The sequence below is a fragment of the Mycolicibacterium brisbanense genome, assembly GCF_001570425.1.
GTDB classification, from domain to species: domain Bacteria; phylum Actinomycetota; class Actinomycetes; order Mycobacteriales; family Mycobacteriaceae; genus Mycobacterium; species Mycobacterium brisbanense.
Genome location: NZ_BCSX01000065.1, coordinates 17,721 through 44,579 on the forward strand (window position 1 = coordinate 17,721; position 26,859 = coordinate 44,579).

The following is a 26,859-nucleotide window of genomic DNA, read 5'->3' on the forward strand; positions in this document are numbered from 1 at the left end:
GCTGGAAGCTCACAGCTCCAAAAGCACCGTTACCGGTCCGTCATTGACAAGATGCACCTGCATATCCGCACCGAAAACCCCTGTTCGCACAGTCGCGCCCAGCGCCGTGAGCGCCTCGGTGAATTCGATCACAAGCGGTTCGGCGACCGGCCTCGGCGCCGCGGCGTTCCACGAGGGCCGTCGGCCCTTGTCGGTGTTGGCATACAACGTGAACTGGCTGACCACGAGAATCGGCGCGGCCACGTCCGATGCCGACCGTTCATCGTCGAGAATCCGCAATTGCCAAAGCTTTTCGGCCATCCTGCGGGCCTTGGCGGCGTCGTCGTCGTGGGTGACACCGACCAAGGCGAGCAGCCCTTGTGTGGCCGGCTCGATCTCACCGACGACTTCACCGTCGACCGTCACACTCGCCGACGTCACCCGTTGCACCAGAACTCGCACCGATCCATTGTGCGGAATGCCGCTGAGCAGACGCGAACACCCCCAAAATCCTGGGAAATTGGGGGTGTTGGCGTCTGCTCGCGGTGAAAATTAGACGTCGTAGTAGAGCGCGAACTCGTACGGGTGAGGGCGGATCTGGATCGGCATGATCTCGTTCTCCCGCTTGTAGGAGATCCAGGTCTCGATCAGGTCCTCGGTGAACACGCCACCCTCGGTGAGGTACTCGTGGTCCTCTTCGAGGCGGTCGATCACCGCGGCCAGCGAGGTCGGCGCCTGCGGGATGTTGGCGGCCTCGTCCGGCGGCAGCTCGTAGAGGTCCTTGTCGACCGGGGCGAGCGGCTCGATCTTCTTCTTGATGCCGTCGATACCGGCCATCAGCATGGCCGCGAACGCCAGGTACGGGTTACCCGAGCTGTCCGGGCAGCGGAACTCAAGGCGCTTGGCCTTGGGGTTGTTGCCGGTGATCGGGATACGGACACAGGCCGAGCGGTTGCGCTGGCTGTAGACCAGGTTGATCGGGGCCTCGTAGCCGGGCACCAGGCGCTTGTAGGAGTTCACCGTGGGGTTGGTGAACGCCAGCAGCGACGGGGCGTGGTGCAGGATGCCGCCGATGTAGTGCCGTGCCAGGTCGGACAGGCCGGCGTAACCGGACTCGTCGTGGAACAGCGGCTGGCCGTCCTTCCACAACGACTGGTGGGCGTGCATGCCCGACCCGTTGTCACCGAAGAGCGGCTTCGGCATGAAGGTGACGGTCTTGCCGTTCTGCCACGCGGTGTTCTTGATGATGTACTTGAACAGCAGCACGTCGTCAGCCGCGTGCAGCAGCGTGTTGAACTTGTAGTTGATCTCGGCCTGGCCTGCGGTGCCGACCTCGTGGTGACCGCGCTCCAGGGTGAACCCGGCGTTGATCAGGTTGGTCGACATCTCGTCGCGCAGGTCGACGTAGTGGTCGTACGGCGCGACGGGGAAGTAGCCGCCCTTGGGGCGAACCTTGTAACCACGGTTGGCGCTGCCGTCGGCCTCGAGCGGCTCGCCGCTGTTCCACCAGCCCGACTCGGAGTCGACCTCGTAGAAGGTGCCGTTCATCTTCGAGTCGAAGGCCACCGAGTCGAAGATGTAGAACTCGGCCTCGGCCCCGAAGAAGGCGGTGTCGGCGATGCCGGTGCTGGCGAGGTAGTTCTCGGCCTTGCGGGCGACGTTGCGGGGGTCGCGCGAGTAGGCCTCGCGGGTGAAGGGATCGTGCACGAAGAAGTTGAGGTTCAGCGTCTTGGCGGCGCGGAACGGGTCGATGCGCGCGGTGTCAGGGTCGGGCAGCAGCATCATGTCGGATTCGTGGATCGACTGGAAGCCGCGCACCGAGGAGCCGTCGAACGCGAGGCCGTCTTCGAACACGCTCTCGTCGAACGCCGTCGCCGGGATCGAGAAGTGCTGGACGACGCCGGGCAGATCGCAGAAGCGAATGTCGACGTACTCGACGTTTTCGTCCTTGATCAGCTTGAAGATGTCGTCGGACGTCTTTTCTGCCACTGAGTGTTCTCCTTTACTGGTAACCCGCGGGTTGACGCTAAGGACACGATGTTGCGCGATCATCAAGCGCATGTTGCGCTGAGGTTACGCAATCGCCCCTGATGGTGAGCTCAGGTAACAATGCGGGCCCGCCTATCCTGACAGCATGGCCCGCACGATGGGGAGTTGGTTGTCAGGTCCCGGACCTTTTGATTCCGGTGACGGTTCCGACGGCAAGTCCGACGGCGCCACGAAGTACCCCGGAGAACGCCTGGGCCTCCCCGAATCCGGCCCCGGTTCGCTGGCAAGGACCGGCAGGCGCGTGGGCGCACTGTGCGTCGACTGGCTCGTGGCCTACGGGCTGGCCGGCCTGGCGTTGGCCTTCGGCCTCATCTCGCTGGCGACGCTGTCGACGGCGGTGATGGTGGTGTGGATCGTGCTGGGCACCGTGGCGGTCCGACTGTTCTCGTTCACTCCGGGCCAGCTGGCGCTGGGTCTCGTGGTGGCGGGCACCGACGGTCGGGACAAGGTCGGGCTGGGGCGGGCCCTGGCCCGGGTGCTGCTGATCGCCCTGGTCATCCCGCCGTTGGTGACCGACAGTGATCTGCGTGGCCTGCACGACCGGGTGACGTTCACCGCTGTGCTGCGGCGGTAGTCCGGGCCCGAAAGTGAAGAAGATCGCGAGATTTTCGAGAAATCTCGCGATCTTGTTCACACTCGGCGGGAAGCTAGGTCAGCGTCTGCGGGCGCTGCGCTGCACGCCACGCATCTTCGCAGACGCAGGCAACGGGCCCTTGGGCACCGCGCCCGGACCGGCCTTGGAACCCAACGCGACCAGCCGCGACTCCAGCGAGTCCATCTGCTTGACGGTGATGTTGGCGGGCAGCTTCGAGAGGTGCCGCTCGAGCTTGGCCAGGGGCACCTCGCCCTCGCCGTTGCCGACCACGATGTCGTAGATCGGGACCTCGCCGACCAGCCGGGCGGTGCGCTTCTTTTCCTGTGCCAGTAGGGGTTTGACGCGCGAAGGTGAGCCCTCGCCGACGAAGATCACCCCGGGCCTGCCGATCACGCGGTGCACGGCATCGAAGTGTCCGGTCGCCGCGACGGCCGGGGTCACCCGCCACTTGCCTCGCAGGTTCTCCAGTGCCCAGGCCGCCGCGCCGGTCTGGCCTTCGGCCTTGCGGTACACCGACTTCTGCGCGCGGCGGCCGAAGATGATGAACGCCACCAGCAAGCCGAGCACGATGCCGAGCACCGGCAGCGTGTACATGCTGATGCCGCCGAGGAGGATGCCCGCCGCCACTGCCACCGCCACGATCAGCACGAACGCGCCGATCATGTACAGCAGCAGCCGCTTGTCCTCTTTACGCTGGATCTGGAAGGCCTGCCACAGCTGGCTGCGACGCTGCTTGGAGGCCGCCTTGCGGGCGGCCTTCGCCTCGGCCTTTGCCGCCTTGGTTTCCGCGGCATTGCGGGATTTCGCCATTGGATCAGGATACGGGGGGTTGGCGGCGACGGCGCCGCCCGTCCACCTATGCGAAACGTCGCTGCGCGGCCTGTGCGTAGAGCTGGCCCGCGCGGTAGGACGAACGCACGAGCGGACCGGCGAGCACGCCGGCGAAACCGAGCTCCTCGGCGTAGGTCGACAGCGCGGCGAACTCGTCGGGATGCACCCAGCGCTCGACCGGATGATGCCGCGGCGACGGCCGCAGGTACTGCGTGATGGTGACGATGTCGCAGCCGGCAGCGTGCAGGTCGCGCAGCGCGGTGTGGATTTCCTCGATGGTCTCGCCCATACCCAGGATCAGATTGGACTTGGTGACCAGGCCTGCGTCGCGGGCGGCGGTGATCACGTCGAGGCTGCGCTGGTAGCGGAACGCGGGACGGATCCGCTTGAAGATGCGCGGCACCGTTTCGACGTTGTGCGCCAACACTTCCGGACGGGAATCGAAGACTTCGGCCAACTGTTCGGCGATGCCGTTGAAGTCCGGGATGAGCAGCTCGACGCCGGTGTTCGGGTTGAGCGCCTTGATCTGGCGGACCGTCTCGGCGTAGAGCCAGGCTCCGCCGTCGGGCAGATCGTCGCGGGCGACGCCGGTGACGGTCGAGTAGCGCAGGCCCATCGCCTGCACGCTCTCGGCGACCCGGCGCGGTTCGTCACGGTCGAGTTCGGCGGGCTTGCCGGTGTCGATCTGGCAGAAGTCGCAACGGCGGGTGCACTGCTCGCCGCCGATGAGGAAGGTGGCCTCGCGGTCCTCCCAGCATTCGAAGATGTTGGGGCAGCCCGCTTCCTCGCACACCGTGTGCAGACCTTCGCGGCGCACCAGGCCCTTGAGTTCGGTGTACTCGGGGCCCATCTTGGCGCGGGTCTTGATCCACGGCGGCTTGCGCTCGATCGGGGTCTGCGCATTACGGACTTCGAGGCGGAGAAGCTTCCGGCCCTCTGGCACAACAGTCACTGGTTCATCCTACGTTCAGGGCGACTTCCAGCCGGCCGTCCAGCGCGTCACACACCGCTTCGGTCACCCGGTCCATCACATCGTCGACCCCGACGTGGTGACCCAGCTCTTCGGTCAGCGATGTCACGCCCGCGTCGGCGATGCCGCACGGGATGATCGACGAGAACGCCGACAGGTCGCAGTCGCAGTTCAGCGCGAACCCGTGCAGCGTCGTCCCTTGGGCCACCCTGATGCCGATGGCGCCCACCTTGCGGGCCGGACCGCGGGTGTCGGCGGGGACCCAGACTCCGGAGCGACCGGCCACCCGGCCGGTGGTGAGGCCGAACTGACCGCACACCGCGATGAGTGCTTCCTCAAGGCGCCGAACGAAATTCACCACGTCGAGGGGCTCCGTCAGCCCGATGATGGGATAGCCCACCAGCTGACCGGGACCGTGCCAGGTGATCTTGCCGCCGCGGTCGGTGTCGACGACGGGCGTACCGTCGACCGGGCGTTCGTGCGGTTCGGTGCGTTTGCCTGCGGTGTAGACGGCTGGGTGCTGAAGCAGCAGGAGGGTGTCGGGGCCGCCCGCGATCCTCGCTTCGGCGATCTCCCGCTGCAACTGCCATGCCGACAGGTAGTCGATGGTGCCGAGTCGGCGCACCTCGACGGCCGAATCAGCCGCGCGAATCGATGTCACACGGTTGACGCTACTCGTGTTCGTCACAGGTCTTTAGGGGCGGTGACGTAGGCGAGCGCTTCACCCACCGTGTGGTGGTGGAACTCGAAACCGGCCCGCTCCAGCGCCGCGGGAATCACCCGCTGCCCGGCCAGCAGACCCTCGTCGGCGAATTCGCCCAGCACGGTCCGCAGCGCGAAACCCGGCACCATCATGGGCGTCGGGCGGTTGACGGCCCGGCCCAGCGCTGCGGTGAACTCGGCGTTGGTCACCGGCGCAGGGCCGGTGAGGTTGACCGGCCCTGACATGGATTCGGTCCACATGGTGAACAGCAGAGCGCGGATCTCGTCCTCCAGGCTGATCCACGGCAGATACTGACGGCCGTTGCCCAGCCGCGCGCCGAGTCCGAACGAGAACAGCGGTTTCAACCGGGCGAGCAAGCCGCCGGCGGGCGCCAGCACCAAACCGGTGCGCAGCAACACCACCCGGGCTCCGGCGTCGGCGGCCGCCGCGGTCGCGGCTTCCCAGTCCTCACACAACTGGGCCAGGAAGCCGCGGCCAGCCGGAGCCGACTCGTCGGTGACCTGATCACGGGTGTTGCCGTAGTAGCCGACCGCACTGGCGTTGACCAGCACCGGCACGCCGGCGTCGGCGACTGCGGCGGCCAGCACCTCGGTCGGACCGATGCGGCTGTCGCGCAAGCTCTGCTTGAACGCGCCCGACCACCGCTTCTGACCGACGTTGACTCCGCACAGGTTCACCACGGCGTCGACACCGCGCAGCGCACCCGCGTCGAACTCACCCGTGTCCGGGTTCCAGAACAGCTCGTCTGCACTGGACGGCGCGCGGCGCACGATCCGCAGTACGCGATGGTCGGCGGCACGCAACGCGGACGTCAGTGCCGAGCCGATCAGACCAGAGGACCCCGCGATCGCAACGACAGCAGTGCCCACCTAGGTCAGAGCCCCAGGTCGGCCTCGAAAGCACCGTCCTCAAGCCGACGCTTGATGGTGGTCACGAAGCGTCCGGCGTCGGCACCGTCGATGAGCCGGTGGTCGTAGGTCAGCGGCAGGTAGCACACCGACCGCACACCGATGGACTCGTTGCCGTAGGCATCGGAGATCACCCGCGGACGCTTGACGATCGCGCCCGTGCCCAGCATCGCCGCCTGCGGCGGCACCAGGATCGGGGTGTCGAACAACGCGCCCTGGCTGCCGATGTTGGTGATGGTGAAGGTTCCGCCGGACAGCTCGTCGGGTTTGAGGTTGCCCGAGCGGGCGCGGGCGGCAATGTCGGCGATGGCGCGCGCCAGCCCGCCGAGCGACAGGTCACCGGCGTTGTGGATCACCGGCGAGAGCAGACCCTGGTCGGTGTCGACCGCGAAGCCGAGGTGTTCGGCGTCGTAGTAGGTGATCTCCTTGGTGTCCTCGTTGTAACTGGCGTTGACGTTCGGGTGGATCTTCAGCGCATCGATGACGGCGCGGGCGATGAAGGGCAGGTAGGTCAGGTTGACCCCTTCGCGCTCGGCGAAGTCGGCCTTGGCGCGGGCCCGCAGCGCCACGATCTTGGTCATGTCGACCTCGTGGGTTTGCGTCAATTGCGCTGTGGCCTGCAGGGATTCGCGGGTCTTCTTGGCCGTGATCTGCCGGATGCGGTTGGCCTTCTGGGTGGTGCCACGCAGATGCGCCAACGCCGGGGCGGGCGCCGCCGCCGCGGGTGCGGGGGCGGCGGGGGCCGCAGCAGCTGGTGCGGGGGCGGGGGGAGCCTTCTTGGCTTCCGCGGCGGCGAGGACGTCTTGTTTGCGGATGCGGCCACCGACGCCCGTGCCCTTCACCGAGGCGAGGTCGATGTTGTTCTCCGCGGCCAACTTTCGCACCAGCGGTGTCACGTAGGGCGAACCATCGGTAGAGCCGGCCGCAGCCGGCGCAGCCGCCGCAGGAGCCGGGGCGGCAGGCTTGGGCTCGGGTGCCGGCTGCGGCTTGGGCTGCGGTTTCGGTTCGGGAGCCGGGGCGGCCTTGGGCTCCGGCTTCGGTTCGGGCTTGGGTTCCGGCTTAGGCTCGGGGGCCGGCGCGGCCGGTGCCGGTGCGGCGGCTGAGGCGTCGCCGATCTTGGCGAGTTCGCCGCCGACGGAGACGACGTCGTCTTCCTCGGCGCTGATCGAGAGCAGGGTGCCCGCGACCGGGGAGGGGATCTCGGTGTCGACCTTGTCGGTGGAGACCTCGACGAGTGGTTCGTCGACGCCCACGCTGTCGCCGACCTTCTTCAGCCAGCGGGTGACGGTGCCCTCGGTGACCGACTCGCCCAGCTCGGGCATCACCACCGAGGTCGCCGCACCCGACGACGCCGGAGCCGCGGGCTCCTGCGCGGCCGGGGCCTGCGCAGCCGGCTCGGGTTCGGACGCCTCGGCGGCGGGTTCAGGTTCGGGTTCGGGTTCCGGCTCCGGTTCGGGTTCGGCCTGGGGGGCCGGTGCCTCCGACGCGGCTTCGCCGGCCTCACCGATGACGGCCAGTTCGCCGCCGATCTCGACGGTGTCGTCCTCCTGGGCCACGATCTTGGTCAGCACACCAGCGGCCGGGGCCGGGATTTCGGTGTCGACCTTGTCGGTCGAGACCTCCAGCAGCGGCTCATCGAGTTCGACCGTGTCGCCCTCCTGTTTAAGCCAGCGAGTGACGGTCCCCTCAGTGACACTCTCACCTAGCGCGGGCATCTGGACGGAGATGGCCATGTATTGACTCCCTCGGACGGTCACTCGTGACGACTCGAACTCTGGCTTACCACAGCTGGGTGCACTGGGTGCGGCACCTAGGTGGATTGTCCGGACCATCCTGTCACTGCGCAGCAATTCGCACGCACTCAGGGTTGGCTGCGGCTCTGGCACTATCGAACTGGGTAATACAGGTAGAGGAGATCGTTCCGTTGGGGTTGTTCGACAAGGTTCGCGCGCGTACTTCCGGCCGCGGCGGTCGTGACGCCGCCGACGATCTGGGATACCTGCGCCAGTGGGTCAACGACCACGTCGGGGTCGAGGCCTACGTCGAACCACGGACCACTGTCACCGATGTCACCGTGGTGCTCGTCGCGGCCGACGGCGAGTGGACCAGACGGCGCACGGGCGGCGAGGCCGGCGCCCGCCGACTCGGCGATCGTCTGCAGATCCCGGTGTACGACGTGCAGAAGGTCGGCTACCCCCAGCGAATGCGCGACTACGACGCGCGTCGTCGCATCGAACGGCAACGCGCCATGCGCCGGGAACTGGACGGAAGCTAGGGCCGAGCTAGTCGATACCGTCGGTATTGGATACTGTCCGTAACGGATAGTGGTCAGAGACAACCTCGCGGAGGGTGGACTATGCAGCGCTACGTCGACAGTGCCGACGGGACCCGCATCGCGGTCTATGAACAGGGCGACCCGGACCGGCCGACGCTGGTGATGGCCCACGGCTGGCCCGACTCCCATGTGTTGTGGGATGGCGTGGTCGCCGAGCTGGGGGACCGGTACCGCATCGTGCGGTACGACAACCGTGGCGCCGGCGCCTCCGATGTCCCCAAACGCGTCGCTGCTTTCACCATGGAACGATTCGCCGACGACCTCTCGGCCGTGCTCGACGCGCTCAGCCCCGGCGTGCCTGCCCACGTACTCGCCCACGACTGGGGTTCGGTCGGCGTGTGGGAGTACCTGAGCCGACCGGGATCGGCCGAGCGGGTGGCCTCGTTCACCTCGGTATCGGGACCCAGCACCGACCACTATGGAGCGTTCGTGCGCAGCCGGTTGGCGCGTCCGTACCGGCCCGTCCAGTTCGCCAAGGCGGTCAACCTCGCGTCCCGGTTCAGCTACTGGATCCCGTTCTCGGTGCCGGTGATCGCGCCTGCGCTGATGCGGCGCGGCGCGGCGCGGCGACTGCAGGCGATCGACACACCGGGCCCCAAGTTCCAGTCGGAGAACCTCGACATCGACGCCGCCAACTCGCTGAAGATCTACCGCGCCAACGCGATTCGCTCGTTCACTCGAATGCGGCGAGACCACTATGTGGCGGTTCCGGTGCAGCTGATCTGCAACGACAACGACCCTGTGGTGCGTGGGCACGGTTACGACGACGAGGCCAGATGGGTGCCGCGGCTGTGGCGCCGCGACCTCAAAGCCGGGCACTGGGCGCCGTTCTCGCATCCGCGGGCCATCGCGGCGGCCGTCGACGAACTCGTCGAGCACCTGCAGGGAGCGCCCGCGGCCCGCGCCCTGCGGCGCGCACAAGTCGGCCGGCCACGCGAAACCTTCGGCGACACACTGGTTTCGGTGACGGGTGCGGGCAGCGGCATCGGGCGGGCGACCGCACTGGCGTTCGCCGCCGAGGGGGCCGAGCTGGTGGTCAGCGACATCGACGAGGCCGCCGCCAAGAAAACCGCCGCCCAGATCGCCGAGCGTGGCGGCGTCGCCCATGCCTACGCACTCGACGTCGCCGATGCCGACGCGGTCGAGCGCTTCGTCGAGCAGGTGTGCACCGAGCACGGCGTACCGGACATCGTGGTCAACAACGCCGGTATCGGGCACGGCGGCAAGTTCCTGGACACCCCGCCCGAGCAGTTCGACCGGGTGCTGGACGTGAACTTCGGCGGAGTGGTCAACTGCTGCCGGTCGTTCGCCCGCAGGCTCGTCGAACGCGGCACCGGCGGCCACATCGTCAACGTGGCATCGATGGCGGCGTATTCGCCGTCGCAGGCGGCCAACGCCTACTCCACCAGCAAGGCCGCAGTGTTCATGTTCTCCGACTGCCTGCGGGCCGAATTGAGTTCGGCGGGAATCGGTCTCACCACGATCTGCCCCGGCGTGATCGACACCAACATCATCGACACCACACGCTTCGACCTGCCCGCCGACCAGCAGGGGCAGGCCGACGAGTTGCGCGCCAAGACCAAGAAGGCCTTCGCCGCCCGCCGTTACGGGCCGGAGAAGGTCGCCAAGGCCATCGTCACGGCGGTGCGCAAGAACAAGGCCATCCGCCCCGTCACGCCGGAAGCCTATGCGGCATACGGCGTGTCGCGGCTGGTGCCCTCGGCATTGCGCCGGGCGGCCCGGGCGGGTGCGCGCTAGCCGTTCACGGCTCTGGCTGAACTAGCCGTTCACGGCTCTGGCTGAATCAGCCGTTCACGGCTATGTCCTCCAGGACGGCGAACATGGTCCGGGTCGGAACGCCGGTGCCGCCCTTGGGCGTGTAACCCCAAGGGCTGCCGGTGTTGTAGGCGGGCGCGGCGACGTCGATGTGCGCCCACTGAACACCGTCGGCGACGAACTCGCGCAGATAGGTTCCGGCGACCAGCATTCCGGCGAAGCGCGAGCCGCTGACGTTGGCCAGGTCGGCGACCGTGGACTTGAGGTCGTCCTTGAGCTCCTCGGGCAACGGCATGGCCCAGCCGTTCTCGCCGACGGCCTGCGACAGCGTCGCCACCCGGTCGCGGAACTCGTCGCTGCCCATCACACCCGGTGTGCGCGCCCCCAGCGCGATGGTCTGCGCGCCGGTCAAGGTGGACGTCTCGATCAGATAATCCGGATTGTCCTCGCACGCCCGCACGATGGCGTCGGCGAGGATCAGCCGGCCCTCGGCGTCGGTGTTGAGCACCTCGACCGTGGTGCCGCCGTACTGGGTGAGGACATCACCCGGGCGCTGCGCGGTCGCCGACGGCATGTTCTCGGCCATGGGGACGGTGGCGATCACGTCGATCGGCAGGTTCTGCCGGGCCGCCAGCACCACCGTCGCGATGACGGCGGCGGCGCCACCCATGTCGGAAGTCATGTGGTGCATGTTCGCGGCCGGCTTGATCGAGATGCCGCCGGTGTCGAACGTGATGCCCTTGCCGACCAGTGCGACGGTCTTCGCGCCGGCTGATCCTGCTCCTCGGGTGCGCGGCCGGCCGCCGCCACGATGGGTCAACCGCACCAGCCGCGGCGGGCGAGAGGACCCCTTGCCGACCCCGATGATGCCGCCGTACCCGGCCCTGGTGAGGGCCTTGTCGTCGAGCACCTCGACTTCGAGTCCGATGGCCTCGCCCAAATCCTTTGCCCGCTTGGCGAATTCGGCCGGGAACAGATGGCTCGGCGGGGTGTTGACGAAATCCCTCGCGGTGGCCACTGCCGCTGCCACGTCGACCGCACGCTCCGCGTCCTTCTTGGTCGCAGCTTTGGTATCAGCGGCCAGCACGACGATCTTCCGCAGGCCCGGATCCTTGGGGGCGGTCTTGGCGCTGCGGAACTCACTGAATCGGTAGGCGCCCAGGATCAGGCCCTCGACCGTGGCCTGAAGATCGATTGCGCTGAGCGTCGTCACCACCGAGTCGACCTTGTCGAGGGACCGCGCGGCGCTACCCGCGGCGCGCCGGATCACATCGGCAGGCCACTCGTCGCGCGGCTTGCCCAGGCCCACCGCGAGCACGCTCGCGACGGGCAGCCCGGCCACCACGAGCCGGTGCGACTGGCCTTCGGCGCCCGAGGCGTCCAGTGCCCGCAGGCCCGATTCGATGGCGGCGACGGCGTCGTCGTCCAGATAGGGCCCGGAAGCCAGCACCGTCGGCCCGGAATCTCCGGTGACGACGGGAACGATCAGGACGGCGTCGGCGACACCCCTGCGGGGCACGGCCGAGCTGACGGTGACGGTGGGGGTCTGGTAGCCGGGTGCGCTGCTCACCCGGTTCACCCTAGATGCGGGCGAGCGGGTAGGCCGTCACCGGCGTGGCGAAACCCTTCAAGGTCAGCGACTGGGGCGGCGCGAACCGCCGGTCGGGCAGCGCGTCATGCAGGCGCGTCGAGACCAGGATCTGCCCCGGGTCCGCCGACGCCACCAACCGTGCCGCCAGATTCACCGGGTTGCCGAAGTAATCCCCGCTGATCGCCAGCACCTGACCGAAATCCAGGCCGGCCCGCACCTGCAGGTTCGCCTCCCGCGCCCGCGGATGCCCGACCAGCTCCACCGCGACCTGCACCACCTGCTCAGGTTCGGAAGCCACCCACATGATGGCGTCGCCGATGAACTTGACCACGCGACCGCCCGCGGCATGGACCACGTCGGCACCGACGCCGCTGAACTCGTTGAGCAGCGCGGTGAGCTCGTCGGTGGTGAGCGCCTGAGTCAGCGCGGTGAAGTCGGACAGATCGGCAAACCCGATGCCGCACACCACACTTGACGACCCGTCGCGGATCACGTGCTCGAAATAGGTGCGGGCGCTCATCAAATGGTGGCGGTGCACCGCATCCATCAGCGCGCCGATCCGCGGGATGAACCCGGCGGCGGCGCGGTAGGCCTGGGCGGTGATCAGCTCGTTGTGCGAGATGTCGACCTGCATGTCCGGCTTGCTGGCCCGGATCATGGATGACTCGGCCTCGGAGATCCGGGCCAGGCTCGAGCCGATCACCCGAAGCAATCCGGTCGCAGCCACGTCACCCAACAGCGCGCGCATCTCGGCCCACGTCCGAAGCCCGTCCAGATCGGCCTGGCTCAGCGTGGGCACCTCGGCGCCCGCGGCGGTCAAGCCCAGTGCCGCCCACGCATGTTCGACGTCGGCCAACGGCAGCCCCAGCGCGGCGGCAGCATCGGCGAGGCTGTACTTCGGTGGTCCCGACCATTGCAGGACATCACCCGCGAGGCCGAACAGCCTGCCGCGGCGTTCAGCCTCGACCATCTCCTCGGCGGTGAACCCCAGTCTGTCGAGGTACTCGATGAGCGGCGCACGGTCGCGCGCGTCGGCCACGCCGGCGGCCTGCAGCGCATCGAAATCCACCACCAGTCAAGTGTGGCAGTTCAGCTGCCGGATTAGGGTGAGCTCCGTGACTGACGACCTGTTGCACGGCCCGCTGGAAGACCGCCACCGCGCCCTCGGCGCCAGCTTCGCCGAGTTCGGCGGCTGGTCGATGCCGGTGTCCTACGCCGGGACGGTCGCCGAACACACCGCGACCCGCACCACCGTCGGCCTCTTCGACGTCAGCCACCTCGGTAAGGCACTGGTCAGCGGGCCGGGAGCCGCCGCCTACGTCAACGCCGCGCTGACCAACGACCTCAACCGCATCGGGCCGGGCAAAGCGCAATACACGCTGTGCTGCAACGAGTCTGGCGGTGTCATCGACGATCTCATCGCCTACTACGTGTCCGACGACGAGATCTTCCTGGTGCCCAACGCCGCCAACACCGCCGCAGTGGTGGCCGAACTGCAGCGCCACGCCCCGGCCGGGCTGACCATCACCGACGAGCACCGCTCCTATGCGGTGCTGGCAGTGCAGGGGCCGAAATCCGCCGACGTGCTCGGCGGGCTGGGGCTGCCGACCGACATGGACTATATGGCCTTCGCCGACGCCGACATCGACGGCGTGCGAACCAGGGTCTGCCGCACCGGCTACACCGGTGAACACGGTTACGAACTGCTGCCGCCGTGGGACGGCGCGGGCGCGGTGTTCGACGCGTTGGTGGCCGCCGTGCAGGCCGCCGGTGGTGAACCGGCAGGCCTCGGTGCCCGTGACACGCTGCGCACCGAGATGGGCTACCCCCTGCACGGCCACGAGCTGTCACCGGAGATCTCGCCGCTGCAGGCCCGCTGTGGCTGGGCGATCGGCTGGAAGAAGGACGCGTTCTGGGGACGCGAAGCCCTGCTGGCCGAGAAACAGGCCGGGCCGCGCCGAGTGCTGCGCGGACTCAAAGCGCTGGGGCGCGGTGTGCTGCGGGCCGATATGACCGTGCTGGACGGCGAGACCCCGGTCGGTGTCACCACGTCGGGAACTTTCTCACCGACGTTGAAGGTCGGTATCGCGCTGGCCCTGCTCGATACCGCCCACGACATCGCGGACGGTCAGCACGTCGCCGTGGACGTGCGTGGCCGGGCGGTCGAGTGCGAGGTTGTGAAGCCACCGTTCGTGGCGGCGAATACTCGCTAGCCACCGGCGATACAATCGCTTTATGACAAGCGGTCTTGCAGAGTTCACGGTTTCGGTCAACGCGGACCCAGCGACCGATGCGGTACGCGAATCCATTCTGGCCAACCCGGGATTCGGCAAGTTCCACACCGATCACATGGTGTCCATCGACTACACCGTGGCCGACGGCTGGCACAACGCGCGGGTGGTCCCGTACGGCCCCATCGAGCTGGACCCGTCGGCCATCGTGCTGCACTACGCGCAGGAGATCTTCGAAGGCCTGAAGGCCTACCGCTGGGCCGACGGTTCCATCGTGTCGTTCCGGCCCGAGGCCAACGCGGCCCGGCTGCAGGCCTCGGCACGGCGATTGGCCATCCCGGAACTGCCCGAAGAACTGTTCATCGAGTCGCTGCGCCAGCTGATCGCGGTCGACGAGGCCTGGGTGCCCGCCGCGGGTGGTGAGGAGTCGCTGTACCTGCGGCCGTTCATCATCGCGACCGAGCCCGGCCTGGGGGTGCGGCCCGCCAACGAGTACCGCTACCTGGCCATCGGCTCGCCGGCCGGCGCGTACTTCAAGGGCGGCATCAAGCCGGTCAGCGTGTGGCTGTCGCACGAGTACGTGCGGGCCTCTCCGGGCGGCACCGGCGCGGCCAAGTTCGGCGGCAACTACGCGGCCTCGCTGCTGGCACAGGCTCAGGCCGCCGACAACGGCTGCGACCAGGTGGTGTGGCTGGACGCCATCGAACGGCGCTACGTCGAAGAGATGGGCGGGATGAACCTGTTCTTCGTCTTCGGCAGCGGCGGTTCGGCGCGCCTGGTCACCCCGGAGCTGTCGGGCTCGCTGCTGCCGGGTATCACGCGGGAATCGTTGCTGCAGTTGGCAACCGACGCCGGGTTCGCCGTCGAAGAACGCAAGATCGACGTCGAAGAATGGCAGAAGAAGGCCGCTGCGGGCGAGATCACCGAGGTGTTCGCCTGCGGTACCGCCGCGGTGATCACGCCGGTGTCGCACGTCAAGCATCGCGAGGGCGAGTTCACCATCGCCGACGGACAGCCCGGTGAGATCACCATGGCGCTGCGCGACACGCTGACGGGCATCCAGCGCGGCACCTTCGCCGACACGCACGGCTGGATGGCGCGCCTGAACTAGCGCACCGCCAGGCCGAGGGCGACGAGCGTCGTCGTCAGCTCCACTGCGGCGCCCAGCACGTCGCCGGTGACGCCACCGAACCGGCGCACGCAGTGGGCGACCAGCAGTGCGCACACCGAAAGGGCGACGAGCACGGTCACGGGTCCCTGCCACGGGCGCGGGCCGGCCCAGACGGCCGACGCGGCCAGCGCCAGCGCCCACGCGACGACGACGGCGACCGGCTGGCTGCCCGCCACCGCGGCTCCCAACGAGCTGCCCGGTGCGGCGGGTACGCCTCGCCGGCAGGCCGTCACCGCGGCCACCCGCCCAGTGGTCACCGCGATCACCACCGCCACCGCGCTCAACTGCGCGAACGTGAGGGCTTGTACGGCGATCGTGAGCACCACCGCCGCGACGCCGAAGGGGCCCGCCGTGCCGTCGCGCATCACCGCCAGCGCGCGTTCCGGCGGGCCATAACAGCCCAGGCCGTCGGTGGTGTCGGCCAGCCCGTCGATGTGCAACCCGCGGGTGGCCAGGATCAGCGCAGCAACCGCGAGCACCCCTGCGAGCGGTCCGGCGCCGAATGCCTGCGTACCGGCCCACACCACCGCCGCGGCCAGCCCGCCCAGCGCCAGGCCCACCAGTGGCAGTGCGGTCAGCGAGCCGCGCCCCAAACCGGACCGCGAACGCACCGGCAGAACCGTGCCGAACGCGAAAGCCGAAGCGACAGAACCGATCACGACGATTCTTCGGATATGCCCGCTTCGTCGAACGTGGCCATCGACGCCAATGCGGCCACCGCGGCCCGCACCACCGGCAACGCCACGACCGCTCCGGTGCCTTCGCCGAGGCGCATGCGCAGATCGACGATCGGCTCAAGCTCGAGGTGGGCCAGGGCGAGGGCGTGCGCCGGTTCGGTGGACCGATGACCGGCCTGCCACCATGCCCGCGCGCCGGGGGCGAGCCGGTCGGCCAGCAGCGCCGCGGCCGTCACCACCACGCCGTCGAGCAGCACCGGCGTGCGCCGCACCGCTGCCTGGGCGCAGAAACCGGCCATCGCCGCCAGGTCGGCGCCGCCGCACACCCGTAGCAGACCGAGGGGATCCCCGGTCACGTTGCGGGCGCGGTACAGCGCGTCGCGGACTGCGGCGGTCTTGCGCATCCAGCCTTCGTCGTCGATGCCGGTGCCCCGACCGACCGCCGCCACCGGCTCGGTGCCCGTCACGGCCGCGATCAAAGTTGTTGCGGGGGTGGTGTTTCCGATCCCCATGTCGCCCGCGATGAGCAGATCGGCACCCGAATCGACCTCCTCGTCGGCGATCCGGGCGCCGGCGGCGAGCGCTGCGGCTGCCTCGGCGGCCGTGAGCGCGTCCTCGGTCGCGATGTTGCCCGACCCGCGGCGCACCTTGTGGGCACCGATCGCGGGGGAGAGCGGCTCGTCGCAGTCGACGGCGATGTCGGCCACTCGCACCGTCGCGCCCGCCACCTCGGACAGCACGTTGATGGCTGCGCCACCGGCATCGAAGTTGGCGATCATCTGGCCGGTCACCGCCGCCGGGAACGCCGAGACCCCTGCCGCGGTCACCCCGTGATCACCTGCGAACACCACCACGCGCGGCCGCACGAACTGCCGCGGCGGGCACACCCCCTGACACGACGCGACCCACACCGACAGATCCTCCAACCGGCCCAGCGATCCGGGAGGTTTGGTGAGGCGGTTCTGCCGGGCCCGCGCATCTGCGGCCACCGCCGCGTCCGGCGCGGTGAGGCCTGCGAACATCGGATCGGGTTCGGTCACGACGGCTCCTTCACTGTGACCGGCTGACCGGCCACGACGAGTACCACCCGGTCGCACACCGCCGCCAGGCGCTGATTGACCGTGCCGAGCGCGTCGGCGAACCGGCGGCCGGCCTCGGTGGCGGGCACCACGGTCAGCCCGACCTCGGGGCTGACCAGAACGAGGGGAGCGGTGAACGCGGCGACGGCGTCCATCAGCTTGTCAACATCGGTATCGATCGGAGTGCCCGACCATGCGCCGCGGCAATCCATCGTCGCGGTCAGCCAGCTTCCGACGTCGTCGAGCAGCGTCGCGACACCCGGTTGCGCGCCCAGGCGGCGGGCCACGTCGTCAGGGTCGGCGCCGCACTCCACGGTTTTCCAGTGCGCCGGGCGGCGGCTGCGGTGCGCCGCGACGCGCGCCGACCAGGCCGGATCGGTGTCGGCCGCGGGGCCGGTGGCCAGATAGCGCACCGGGCCGTCGGCGACAGCCTCGACCGCCGCCTCGGCCCAGTGCGATTTGCCCGACCGGATCCCGCCGAGCACCAGGGTGCGCACCCGACGTCAGGCCGGTTGGACGGACATCAAGAAACCTTGTCGCCGCGATTGACCGCGGGACGCGGTGCCCGCATCCGACGGATCTGCGACGCCCGGCTGGCCGCGTAGAAGCCGAGCTTCCAACCGCTTTCGGTGTTGCCCGGGAACTTCTCGTCGACCATCCGGTTGACCTTGCGGCCCACCAAGACACCGTCGATGGCCATGACCACCACCAGGCCGAGCATCGTGTAGGACATGATCTGCTGGAACTGCAGGCTCGGCAACGCCATCATGAACATGATCATCACCAGCGCCGCGGGCATGAACAGGCCCAGCAGATTGCGCCGCGCGTCCACGATGTTGCGGACGTAGCGCCGCACCGGACCCTTGTCGCGGGGCAGCAGGTAGGCGTCGTCGCCGGCCATCATCTTTTCCCGCCGCTCGGCCATCTCGGCGCGCCGCGTCAGCTTTTCGGCCTTGCGTTCCTCGCCGGTGAGCTTCGGGCCACGCAGCTCTTTCCGCCGGCGCCGTGCCTCGGCAGCGGTCTGCGGAGCGGGCGCGACGGGCCCGCGCTTCTTGGCGGCCTCGCTGCGCTTGGGGGTCGGCCGGCCTTTGGGCGCCGTGCCGCCACCGACCGTCGTGTCGGACGCCTGGGCGCCGGCCTCAGCAGCGCCGCCCTTGGCCTCGTCGTTCTCGCCGTCTTCACGCTTCTTACGGCCCAGCAGATTCACGCAAGTCAGGTTACTGCCCGCCGGCCGGCGCCCGGCCACATGCCCCGGACGCGGTGAGGAGTCGGGAATAGCGCTATAAGGAGGTACCGTTGACTCATAGACTTCGGCATCAGGCGATGCCCACGGATGCTTAGGGAGAGCAATGACTGTTCAGGACGAATCGGCCGTTCAGACCCACGGCGTGATCCTGTCCGACGCCGCGGCCGCCAAGGCGAAGGCGCTGCTGGACCAGGAGGGTCGCGACGACCTGGCGCTGCGGATCGCGGTCCAGCCGGGCGGCTGCGCGGGCCTGCGCTACAACCTTTTCTTCGACGACCGGACCCTCGACGGTGACCTGACCTCCGAGTTCGGCGGCGTGAAGCTGACCGTCGACCGGATGAGCGCACCGTATGTCCAGGGCGCCACCATCGACTTCGTCGACACCATCGAGAAGCAGGGCTTCACGATCGACAACCCGAACGCCACCGGCTCCTGCGCCTGCGGCGATTCCTTCAACTGATCTCGTTCTGACGCCGCCTCTGGCCAGTACTGCTCGTCAGTACTGGCCACCGGTGCGTAACACGTAAGAGCACACGAGTACCTCGTCGTGCCCGCCGTCTTTGGCGTCCTTGGCGACCAGCAGCTGCGCGACACCCTGTGCGTCCTCCCGGGGTGCCTGCTGGCCCCGCGCCGGCGTGACTTTCATGCTGAAAAGCACCTGGGCCTGGGTGCCCGACCACGGCACGATCTTGTCGATGCTGGTGACGTCGGCGCGGCCGAACTGCTTGCGGAACGCATCGCTGGCCAGCGTGGCCACCGCGAGATCGGCCTTGCGGTCCTTGACCGCGTCGTAGAGGCCGCACAGCGTGTGCCGCGCGATGGTTTCGTCGTCACCGTCGGTCAGCGCGTTCAGATACTCCTGGATCGCCGCTTTGGCCTGCTCGTCGGACACCACGCCCGGCTGCTGCGCAGGCTTACGGGTCACGATCACCACGGCGATGACCGCGGCGAACACCGCCAGTGTGAGCAAGGCGGCGAGAATCCGTGGCCAGCGCCGCCGTCTCGGGTAGTGCACCGGCGGCAGGAGCGTCCCGGGGTAGACCGACGACGCGTCCTCCGGATATGGCTCTGGCGGAACGGATTCGGGGTACTGGTAGGGACCAGTCATTAAATGGGGCTCCCCGCAGGTATGTTTTGTGGATCACCGCTCGACGGTGATCTGGCGTACAGCTACAGGCAGGTTAGCGCACCCCACGGGGCCCGACCGTGTACGACGACGGTGCTGGGGGCGCGCGCGTAGCCTTATCTAGACGACTTAACGAAATTAAGGATGACGCTTCGTGACCATCGCAGTTACCGGCTCCATTGCGACCGACCATCTGATGCGGTTCCCCGGCAAATTCTCCGAACAGCTGCTGGCAGACCATCTGCAGAAGGTGTCGCTGAGCTTTCTGGTCGACGATTTGGTGGTGCATCGCGGGGGAGTCGCGGGCAACATGGCCTTCGCCATCGGCACCCTCGGCGGTGACGTGGCCCTGGTCGGTGCGGCCGGGCAGGATTTCGGTGACTACCGGGCCTGGCTGGAAGCGGCCAACGTCGACTGCGACAGCGTGCTGATCTCCGAGAGCGCCTACACCGCACGCTTCGTGTGCACCACCGACGAGGACATGGCCCAGATCGCGTCGTTCTACCCGGGCGCGATGTCGGAGGCCCGCAACATCTCGCTGGCCGACCTGGTGTCGCGGGTCGGCACTCCCGAGCTCGTCATCGTCGGCGCCAACGACCCCGACGCGATGTTCCTGCACACCGAGGAGTGCCGCAAGCTCGGGCTCGCCTTCGCCGCCGACCCGTCGCAGCAGCTGGCCCGGCTGTCCGGCGACGAGATCCGCAAGCTCATCAACGGCGCCACCTACCTGTTCACCAACGACTACGAGTGGGACCTGCTGCTGCAGAAGTCCGGCTGGAGTGAAGCCCAGGTGATGGGCCAGATCGGCATGCGCGTCACCACGCTCGGCGCCAAGGGTGTCGACCTGGTCAGCTCCGACGGCACGTTCGTGCACGTCGACGTCGTGCCCGAGAAGCATCAGGCCGACCCGACCGGCATCGGTGACGCATTCCGGGCCGGTTTCCTGACGGGCCGCAGCGCCGGGCTGAGCCTGGAGCGCTCCGCTCAGCTGGCCTCGCTGGTCGCCGTGCTGGTCCTCGAGGCCACCGGACCCCAGGAATGGGAGTGGGACCGCGACGAGGCCGTGCAGCGGTTGTCCGATGCCTACGGCGCCGACGCCGGCGCCGAGATCGGTGCGGCCCTCGGCGCGTAGCGCCGGGGGCACCCGCCCGGATGGAGCCGGCTACAGCTGGACCGGGTAGTGCGGCTCCTTGATCTGTGGCGTCACGCTGTGCTCGACGAAGATGGCGTGCCACAGCATGAAGATCAGCACGGTCCACAACCGGCGGCTGTGATCGCTGACCCCGCTGCGGTGCTCGTCGAGCATGACGCGCACCGCCGACAGGTCGATCAGCTCACCGGCCTGCGACGCGGCGACTGTCGCATAAGCCCAGTCCAGCAGCTCGCCGGCCCGCAGCCAGTGCCGGATCGGCACCGGGAAACCCAGCTTGGGGCGGTGCAGCACGTGGGCGGGGATGATCGGCTCCAGCGCCCGGCGCAGCGCGTACTTGGTGGTCGACCGGGTGATCTTCTGGTCGACGGGCAGCCGCGACGCCACCGCGAACACTTCGGGGTCGAGGAACGGCACGCGCAGCTCCAGCGAGTTGGCCATGGTCATCTTGTCGGCCTTGACCAGGATGTCGCCGCGCAGCCAGGTGAACAGATCGATGTGCTGCATGCGGGCCACCGGATCCCAGTTGTCGGACTGGGCATAGATCGCGTTCGTCACGTCGGTGTGGGTCCAGTCCGGGCGGAATCCGGGTAACACGGCGCGCAGCTGGTCGTCGGAGAAGCTGCGGGCGTTGCCGTAGTAGCGCTCTTCGAGGGTCAGCGAGCCGCGGTGCAGCAGGCTCTTGCCGCGCATGCCCTCCGGCAGTGGCTTGGATGCCTTGCCCAGCGACTTGCGGACCGGGCGGGGGAGATAGTCGAACGGCCTGAGCGACAGCGGCTCGCGGTAAATCGTGTATCCGCCGAACAACTCGTCGGCGCCCTCGCCGGAGAGCACCACCTTGACGTGCTTGCGGGCCTCGCGGGCGATGAAGAACAGCGGCACCAAGGCGGGGTCGGCCACCGGTTCGTCGAGATACCAGACGATCTCGGGCAGTGCCTCGACGAATTCGGCCTGGCTGACCACCTTGGTGATGTGACGCGCGCCGATGGCTTCCGCGGATGCGACGGCCACGTCGACCTCCGAGAATCCTTCGCGCTCGAAACCTGTGGTGAACGTGATCAGCCGCGGGTTGTGCCGCATCGCCAGCGCGGCGATGGCCGTCGAGTCGATGCCGCCCGACAGGAACGCGCCCACTGTCACGTCGGCCCGCATGTGCTTGGCGACCGAGTCCTCCAGCGCCGCGGTGATCTCGTCGTAGCGGGCCTGCTCCTCGCCGGCGATGACCGGCACGGCGGAAAACTTCGGCTCGAAATAGCGGGTCACGTCGGGCCGCGAGCCGGGCCGAATCCGCGCGTAGCTGCCCGATTCGAGCCGTCGGATACCGCGGTTGAGGGTTTCGGGTTCAGGCACGTACTGCAGCACGGTGTAGTGCTGCACGGCGCGTTCGTCGATCCCGAGGTCGAGGTCCAGTGCGGGAGCCAAGTCCAGCAGGCACTTCTTCTCGCTGCCCACGACCGTGCCGCCCGGGCCGGTCGCCATGAACAGCGGCTTGATGCCGAACGGGTCGCGGGCGCAGAACATCTCCCGCTCCTGGGTGTCCCACAATGCGAAGGCGAACATGCCGCGCAGCCGGTGCAGCGCCTCGGTGCCCCAGTAGTGGTAGGCCGCGACGATGGCCTCGCCGTCCCCGTCGGTGTGAAATACCGCACCGTGCGTGTCCCGGAGCTCCGCACGGAGCTCGAGATAGTTGTAGATCTCGCCGTTGAACACCAGCACGTAGCGGTCGGGCGACTCCGGGGGACCCCAGCGCAGCGGTTGGTGGCTGTGGGCGATGTCGATGATCGACAACCGGTTGAAGCCCAGCACCACCGCAGGGCCAGACCCGTCAGGGCCGGCGTCCGACCACGTTCCCGGCTCGTCGGGGCCGCGATGACGCATCAGGTGGGCAGCCTCGGCCACCGCGTCGACCAGCCGGGATCCGGCGTCGGGGGCGGCCTCACCCGGCTTGGCCAGTGAAGGGTCAGTTACCAGCGCCAGCAGTCCGCACACCGGGCCAGTATGCCTAATCGCGGAGGCTTCGCAGAGCAGCACCCGAAGACATCCGCCCCGGCCCGGCGACACATTCGGCGGTCGCTTCGCTCCGGCGTACAGGCGTGGTCTACGCTGCGTAGTATTCGCTGAGTTGATGACCGATCGCGGTCTAGTTTTACCGACTTCTAGGAGGCGCCAACGTGACACCTCGCGGGCTCCGGGTGGTGGCGTTGTCAATGGTCCTGGGTGGCACGGCGCTACTGCTGAGCGGTTGCAGTTGGCAGGACGTGCTGGGCCTGGGCTGGCCGAACGGCATCACGCCAGAAGGCAAACTGAACCGGGATCTCTGGCTCGGGTCAGTCATCGCATCGTTCGTCGTTGGCGCCATCGTGTGGGCACTGATCTTCTGGGCCAGCGCCTTCCACCGGAAGAAGAAGGGCGACAAGGAACTTCCGCGCCAGTTCGGCTACAACATGCCGCTGGAGCTGGTCCTGACGGTCATCCCGTTCCTGATCATCTCGGTGCTGTTCTACTTCACCGTGGTGGTGCAGGAACGCATGCTGCACAAAGACCCCAACCCTGAGGTGGTCATCGACGTGACCGCCTTCCAGTGGAACTGGAAGTTCGGCTACCAGAAGATCGCCTACTCCGACGGCACGTTCAACTTCGACGGTGCGGACCCGGCGCGCAAGGCCGCCATGACGTCCAAGCCGGAGGGCAAGGACGAGCACGGCGAGGAGCGGGTCGGCGCGGTGCGCGGCTTGAACCCCGAGGACCGCACGTATCTGAACTTCGACAAGGTCGAGACCCTGGGTTCGTCCAGCGAGATCCCGGTGCTGGTGCTGCCGGTCGGCAAGCGCATCGAGTTCATCCTCAACTCCGCCGACGTCATCCACGGCTTCTGGGTTCCCGAGTTCCTGTTCAAGCGCGACGTGATGCCCAACCCCGAGGCCAACCACTCGGACTACGTCTTCCAGGTCAGCAAGATCGACCAGACGGGCGCGTTTGTGGGTCGCTGCACCGAGATGTGCGGCACCTACCACTCGATGATGAACTTCGAGGTGCGCGTGGTGGAGCCCAACGACTTCAAGACCTACATGGATGCGCGCATCGCCGGTAAGACGAACGCCGAAGCGCTGCAGGCGATCCATCAGGCCCCTCTGGCAACCACAACCCACCCGTTCGACAGCCGGCGCGGCGAGCAGGTTCCGCAGGCGAGCAAGTAGGGATACGACTCATGCATATTGAAGCTCGGTTGTTTGAGATCCTCACCGCTTTCTTCGCGCTGTCGGCCGTGGTGTACGGCGTGCTCACCGCGATGTTCGCCACCGGTGGCGTCGAGTGGGCGGGTACCACCGCCCTGGTGCTGACCACCGGCCTGACCCTGATCACGGGAACCTTCTTCCGGTTCGTGGCCCGTCGCCTCGACACCCGTCCCGAGGACTACGAGGATGCCGAGATCAGCGACGGCGCAGGCGAACTCGGCTTCTACGCCCCGCACAGCTGGTGGCCCATCATGATCGCGCTGTCCTTCTCGACGGCGGCTGTCGGTGCCGCACTGTGGCTGCCGTGGCTCATCTTCGCGGGTGTCTGCTTCGTTCTGACGACGGCCGCCGGCCTGGTCTTCGAGTTCTACTGGGGCCCGGAAAAGCACTGACCGCACCGCGGCAGTAACACCCGGTCAAGGTCACAAGAGGGCGATAACTTCTGCGGTCATCGGCATTGCCTTTCTGACTGCCGCCACCCGGTTGGGTAATCTTGCCGGGGCACCGTCAGCCGGAACCGTTACGGCCATCGGCGGGCGTGGTGAAGCAGTCGAGAAGGATATGCGTAGATGAGCGGGCCGAATCCCACCGAGCCGGTTGCCGCCGGCTCGGATGTGCCGGATGAGCAACCCGGGAAGCATGCCGCCCCCGAGGAGCCGGCAGAGGCCGCCGGCGACGCCGGGCCGGCTACCGGCGAGTCAGTGACCGAGGCCTATTCGCAGGCCTACTCCGCGCCGGAATCCGAGCAATTCACCAGCGGGCCGTACGTTCCCGCCGATCTCGCGCTCTACGACTACGACAACTATGACCCGGCCTCCGAGCTTGCGGACGACCGTCCGCCGCCACGGTGGCCGTGGGTCGTCGGCATCACCGCGATCGTCGCCGCCATTGCCCTGGTGGCCTCGGTCGCGGTATTGGTGACCCGCGACGACCACACGTCGAACCTGGCGACTCCCTCGACCAGCACCACGGTGTCCAAACCGCCCGTGCAGGACGAGATCACCACGACGACCCCGCCGCCTCCTCCGCCGCCCTCACCGACGTCGGAAGTGCCGCCGCCTCCGCCCCCGCCCGAAACCGTGACGGTCACCGCGCCACCGCCACCGCCGCCCGCTCCGGCCCCTGAGCCGAGCCCGGAGGCCCCGCCCCCGCCTGCGACCAGCAGCGCTGCGCCTGCGCCGCCGACCACGACGCACGCCGGGCCGCGACAGGTCACCTATTCGGTGACCGGCACCAAGGCACCAGGAGACATCATCACCATCACCTACGTGGACGGGAACGGTAACCGCCGCACCCTGCGCAACGTCTACATCCCGTGGACCTTCACGATGACGCCGATCTCCAACTCCGACGTCGGCTCGGTCGAGGCCTCCAGCCTGTTCCTGGTGAGCCGGCTGAACTGCTCGATCACCACCAGCGACGGAACCGTGTTGAGTTCCAACGCCAACAACTCCGCGCAGACGGCCTGCTGATGACCGGACCTCTCGACGACCTCGACAGCACCGACCGCATCCTTCTGGGTGCCTGCGTGGCTGCCTGGCTCGCGGCGCTGGGGGCCGGTGTCGCCGCCATCGTCGCGCTGGTCGACCTGGGCCGCAGCCATGCGCAAGGTTCGGACTCCGCAGGCACGCCGTGGCTGCTCTACACCGTCATCGGCATATCGGCGCTGGTCATCGTCGGCGCCGTGCCGTTGCTGCTGCGCGCCAGGGCCCAGGCCGGCAATCGGCAACAGCCCCAGCCCGCACGCGCTGCTGTCCGGCCGCCACAGGACACGCCCGGGCGCCGGGTGGTGACCCCGGGGCGTACCTCGCAGCCGCCGCTGCTGGTGAGTCGCTACGGCGGCGACGACGTAGCTGCGGCCGCCGTCGAGCAGGTGTGGTTGCGTTACACATTGGCGATCGCCGCCGCGATCGGCGCTGCCACGGCGGCCATCGGCATCGCGACGTATCTGATGGCCACCGAGAGCGATCTCGGCGCCTGGATCTGTTATGGCGTCGCCGGTTTGATCACCCTCGGCATGGTGGGCCTGCCCATCGTCGCGCTGCGTCAGCTCGACGATCTCGTCCCCGCCTAGCTTCGTTTCACCCGGCCCTTTCCCGGCCGCACGACATCCGGCTTGCCCGCCTCTCTACCTTTGCTGTGGCGTGACTGTGGCGAGTGTGCAGGGTCTATCACCACTTCGCCTCCAAGGACGACCTGATCGGCGCGGTCGAACAACGCTTCACCACCGCGATCCGCGACAAGGCCCAAACGGCGTGCTCGGGGGCGGATGCACCTGGTCTGCAGGATGTGCTGGCGTCATGGACGACCGCGGTGGTCAACGCCTACCTCGACGAGCTGGCCCTGCACGACGCCCTGTTCTACGGCTGGGCACCAGCCAGCCGCCAAGCAGCCTCGGGCAACGTCCTGATCGACGACCTGCGCCAGCTCCTCCTCGACACCGGTGCAGCCGGGGAGGCCACCGCCGATATGGTCGCCGGGTTCATCGTCGGCGGCATCACGAACGCGGTCGACCGCGCGGTGCTGGCCAGCCACACCGAACCCCGCGGCCCCGTGATCGCTGTAGCGGTCGCGTGCACTGCCGGGGCGGTTGCGGTGGGGTAGGGGAGTGCTGCCCACCCCCCCGGGGGGTTCAGACGCTCAAACGCCTTGGCACCACGTGGTCACGCCGGGAAAACGCAATCGCCGCAACCTCCCGAGGGGAGATTGCGGCGATTGCGTGTGAAGCCGGATGGGGACGGTCAGTGGTGACCGTTGGTCTCCCCGTCTTCGTGGATGCGGTCCTGCGCCTCCTTGAGGGCCGTGAGCGCCTTCTGTTCAGACGCGTGTGCGGCTTCGGTGAGGGCTTCGTGTTCGACGGCGGGGTCGGCGTAGAGGAAGCTGCCGGTGCCGGGGGCGCCGCCGGAGCCGAGTTTGTTCATCCGCTTGGGCAGGGCGGCGCCCTGGTATTCCAGGGGGATGGGGTGGCCGTGGTCGTCGACGGGGCCCAGGGGTTGGTGCAGTTCGACGTAGGCGCCGTGGGGGAGTCGTTTGATGATGCCGGTCTCGATGCCGTGTTCGAGGACGGCGCGGTCGCTGCGTTGCAGGGATACCGCCCAGCGGTAGGCGATGTAGTAGACGATGCCGGGGAGTACGACCATGCCGATGCGGCCGATCCAGGTGGTGGCGTTGAGCGAGATGTGGAA

27 protein-coding genes and 1 pseudogene are annotated in these 26,859 nt (G+C 68.2%); 12 read left to right on the forward strand and 16 right to left on the reverse strand.

Annotation, left to right across the window (positions count from 1 at the left end; all coding sequences use genetic code 11):
• Positions 1-9 precede the first annotated feature (9 nt).
• Complete coding sequence (gene dtd, locus RMCB_RS35375; RefSeq protein ID WP_062832489.1) at positions 10-441, reverse strand: D-aminoacyl-tRNA deacylase; 432 nt, start codon at positions 439-441, stop codon at positions 10-12.
• A 90-nt stretch (positions 442-531) separates the two neighbouring features.
• Entirely contained in the window at positions 532-1,968 is a 1,437-nt protein-coding gene (gene glnA, locus RMCB_RS35380; protein WP_029373676.1) for a type I glutamate--ammonia ligase, read from the reverse strand.
• Positions 1,969-2,113: 145 nt separating this feature from the next.
• Here glnA and RMCB_RS35385 point away from each other — a divergent pair, with 145 nt between their 5' ends.
• Positions 2,114-2,602: an RDD family protein gene (locus tag RMCB_RS35385; protein ID WP_062832490.1), complete on the forward strand. Its 489-nt coding sequence runs from the start codon at positions 2,114-2,116 to the stop codon at positions 2,600-2,602.
• Positions 2,603-2,680: 78 nt separating this feature from the next.
• Here the strand turns inward: RMCB_RS35385 and RMCB_RS35390 are convergent, their stop codons facing one another.
• From RMCB_RS35390 to sucB, 5 genes are read right to left on the reverse strand one after another with little or no spacing between them, the layout of a single operon-like run.
• Positions 2,681-3,433, reverse strand: coding sequence for a DUF4191 domain-containing protein (locus RMCB_RS35390; protein ID WP_062832491.1), 753 nt, complete (start codon positions 3,431-3,433; stop codon positions 2,681-2,683).
• Positions 3,434-3,479: 46 nt separating this feature from the next.
• Entirely contained in the window at positions 3,480-4,406 is a 927-nt protein-coding gene (gene lipA / locus RMCB_RS35395; protein ID WP_062832492.1) for a lipoyl synthase, read from the reverse strand.
• Between the two features lie 4 nt (positions 4,407-4,410).
• Positions 4,411-5,085 (reverse strand): lipoyl(octanoyl) transferase LipB, encoded by a 675-nt coding sequence (gene lipB, locus RMCB_RS35400; protein ID WP_062832510.1) that lies wholly within the window; start codon positions 5,083-5,085, stop codon positions 4,411-4,413.
• Between the two features lie 23 nt (positions 5,086-5,108).
• Complete coding sequence (locus RMCB_RS35405; protein ID WP_062832493.1) at positions 5,109-6,017, reverse strand: TIGR01777 family oxidoreductase; 909 nt, start codon at positions 6,015-6,017, stop codon at positions 5,109-5,111.
• A gap of 5 nt (positions 6,018-6,022) precedes the next feature.
• A complete protein-coding gene (sucB, locus tag RMCB_RS35410) occupies positions 6,023-7,789 on the reverse strand; it encodes a 2-oxoglutarate dehydrogenase, E2 component, dihydrolipoamide succinyltransferase (RefSeq protein ID WP_062832494.1) in 1,767 nt (588 codons plus the stop codon).
• Positions 7,790-7,980: 191 nt separating this feature from the next.
• On the opposite strand from sucB, the gene RMCB_RS35415 reads away from it, so the two are divergent.
• Positions 7,981-8,331 carry a hypothetical protein gene (locus RMCB_RS35415; protein ID WP_062832495.1) on the forward strand — a complete coding sequence of 117 codons (351 nt, stop codon included), beginning with the start codon at positions 7,981-7,983 and terminating at the stop codon, positions 8,329-8,331.
• An 81-nt stretch (positions 8,332-8,412) separates the two neighbouring features.
• Complete coding sequence (locus RMCB_RS35420) at positions 8,413-10,149, forward strand: SDR family oxidoreductase (protein ID WP_062832496.1); 1,737 nt, start codon at positions 8,413-8,415, stop codon at positions 10,147-10,149.
• Positions 10,150-10,195: 46 nt separating this feature from the next.
• On the opposite strand, the gene RMCB_RS35425 is transcribed toward RMCB_RS35420, so the two are convergent.
• Complete coding sequence (locus RMCB_RS35425; protein ID WP_062832511.1) at positions 10,196-11,737, reverse strand: leucyl aminopeptidase; 1,542 nt, start codon at positions 11,735-11,737, stop codon at positions 10,196-10,198.
• Positions 11,738-11,747: 10 nt separating this feature from the next.
• Positions 11,748-12,830: an adenylate/guanylate cyclase domain-containing protein gene (locus tag RMCB_RS35430; protein ID WP_062832497.1), complete on the reverse strand. Its 1,083-nt coding sequence runs from the start codon at positions 12,828-12,830 to the stop codon at positions 11,748-11,750.
• A gap of 43 nt (positions 12,831-12,873) precedes the next feature.
• On the opposite strand from RMCB_RS35430, the gene gcvT reads away from it, so the two are divergent.
• The gene (gene gcvT, locus RMCB_RS35435; protein WP_062832498.1) at positions 12,874-13,971 is read left to right on the forward strand and encodes a glycine cleavage system aminomethyltransferase GcvT; all 1,098 of its coding nucleotides are present in this window, start codon (positions 12,874-12,876) and stop codon (positions 13,969-13,971) included.
• Positions 13,972-13,993: 22 nt separating this feature from the next.
• On the forward strand, positions 13,994-15,100 hold the full coding sequence (locus RMCB_RS35440; RefSeq protein WP_029373790.1) for a branched-chain amino acid aminotransferase: 1,107 nt from the start codon (positions 13,994-13,996) through the stop codon (positions 15,098-15,100).
• Here RMCB_RS35440 and RMCB_RS35445 read toward each other — a convergent pair.
• The 4 genes from RMCB_RS35445 to RMCB_RS35460 are packed head-to-tail and all read right to left on the reverse strand — an operon-like array spanning position 15,097 to position 18,123.
• Positions 15,097-15,819 carry an adenosylcobinamide-GDP ribazoletransferase gene (locus tag RMCB_RS35445; RefSeq protein ID WP_062832499.1) on the reverse strand — a complete coding sequence of 241 codons (723 nt, stop codon included), beginning with the start codon at positions 15,817-15,819 and terminating at the stop codon, positions 15,097-15,099. The two genes, RMCB_RS35440 and RMCB_RS35445, sit on opposite strands and share 4 nt — an antisense overlap.
• On the reverse strand, positions 15,816-16,859 hold the full coding sequence (gene cobT / locus RMCB_RS35450; protein ID WP_109784534.1) for a nicotinate-nucleotide--dimethylbenzimidazole phosphoribosyltransferase: 1,044 nt from the start codon (positions 16,857-16,859) through the stop codon (positions 15,816-15,818). The genes RMCB_RS35445 and cobT overlap by 4 nt, the downstream gene beginning before the upstream one ends.
• Before the next feature lie 14 nt (positions 16,860-16,873).
• Positions 16,874-17,413 (reverse strand): bifunctional adenosylcobinamide kinase/adenosylcobinamide-phosphate guanylyltransferase, encoded by a 540-nt coding sequence (locus RMCB_RS35455; RefSeq protein WP_062832500.1) that lies wholly within the window; start codon positions 17,411-17,413, stop codon positions 16,874-16,876.
• Between the two features lie 26 nt (positions 17,414-17,439).
• A complete protein-coding gene (locus RMCB_RS35460; RefSeq protein ID WP_029373786.1) occupies positions 17,440-18,123 on the reverse strand; it encodes a DUF3043 domain-containing protein in 684 nt (227 codons plus the stop codon).
• Positions 18,124-18,265: 142 nt separating this feature from the next.
• On the opposite strand from RMCB_RS35460, the gene RMCB_RS35465 reads away from it, so the two are divergent.
• Positions 18,266-18,622 carry a HesB/IscA family protein gene (locus RMCB_RS35465; protein WP_029373785.1) on the forward strand — a complete coding sequence of 119 codons (357 nt, stop codon included), beginning with the start codon at positions 18,266-18,268 and terminating at the stop codon, positions 18,620-18,622.
• 36 nt (positions 18,623-18,658) lie between these two features.
• Here the strand turns inward: RMCB_RS35465 and RMCB_RS35470 are convergent, their stop codons facing one another.
• Complete coding sequence (locus tag RMCB_RS35470; RefSeq protein ID WP_062832501.1) at positions 18,659-19,270, reverse strand: Rv0361 family membrane protein; 612 nt, start codon at positions 19,268-19,270, stop codon at positions 18,659-18,661.
• A 172-nt stretch (positions 19,271-19,442) separates the two neighbouring features.
• Between RMCB_RS35470 and RMCB_RS35475 the strand changes: the two genes are divergently transcribed.
• On the forward strand, positions 19,443-20,420 hold the full coding sequence (locus tag RMCB_RS35475; protein WP_062832502.1) for a carbohydrate kinase family protein: 978 nt from the start codon (positions 19,443-19,445) through the stop codon (positions 20,418-20,420).
• 30 nt (positions 20,421-20,450) lie between these two features.
• On the opposite strand, the gene asnB is transcribed toward RMCB_RS35475, so the two are convergent.
• The gene (asnB, locus tag RMCB_RS35480; protein ID WP_062832503.1) at positions 20,451-22,427 is read right to left on the reverse strand and encodes an asparagine synthase (glutamine-hydrolyzing); all 1,977 of its coding nucleotides are present in this window, start codon (positions 22,425-22,427) and stop codon (positions 20,451-20,453) included.
• Positions 22,428-22,609: 182 nt separating this feature from the next.
• On the opposite strand from asnB, the gene ctaC reads away from it, so the two are divergent.
• From ctaC to RMCB_RS35505, 5 genes are all read left to right on the forward strand, one after another.
• A complete protein-coding gene (ctaC, locus tag RMCB_RS35485; RefSeq protein ID WP_029373781.1) occupies positions 22,610-23,635 on the forward strand; it encodes an aa3-type cytochrome oxidase subunit II in 1,026 nt (341 codons plus the stop codon).
• An 11-nt stretch (positions 23,636-23,646) separates the two neighbouring features.
• Positions 23,647-24,066, forward strand: a complete 420-nt coding sequence (locus RMCB_RS35490) for a cytochrome c oxidase subunit 4 (RefSeq protein ID WP_029373780.1) — start codon at positions 23,647-23,649, stop codon at positions 24,064-24,066.
• A gap of 177 nt (positions 24,067-24,243) precedes the next feature.
• Complete coding sequence (locus RMCB_RS35495) at positions 24,244-25,146, forward strand: MmpS family transport accessory protein (RefSeq protein WP_062832504.1); 903 nt, start codon at positions 24,244-24,246, stop codon at positions 25,144-25,146.
• Positions 25,146-25,748 (forward strand): DUF2561 family protein, encoded by a 603-nt coding sequence (locus tag RMCB_RS35500; protein WP_062832505.1) that lies wholly within the window; start codon positions 25,146-25,148, stop codon positions 25,746-25,748. Before RMCB_RS35495 ends, RMCB_RS35500 begins: the two co-directional genes overlap by 1 nt.
• A gap of 83 nt (positions 25,749-25,831) precedes the next feature.
• On the forward strand, positions 25,832-26,278 hold the full coding sequence (locus RMCB_RS35505) for a TetR/AcrR family transcriptional regulator (protein ID WP_062832506.1): 447 nt from the start codon (positions 25,832-25,834) through the stop codon (positions 26,276-26,278).
• 137 nt (positions 26,279-26,415) lie between these two features.
• Here RMCB_RS35505 and RMCB_RS35510 read toward each other — a convergent pair.
• A pseudogene (locus tag RMCB_RS35510) lies at positions 26,416-26,859 on the reverse strand (cytochrome b); the annotation flags it as partial.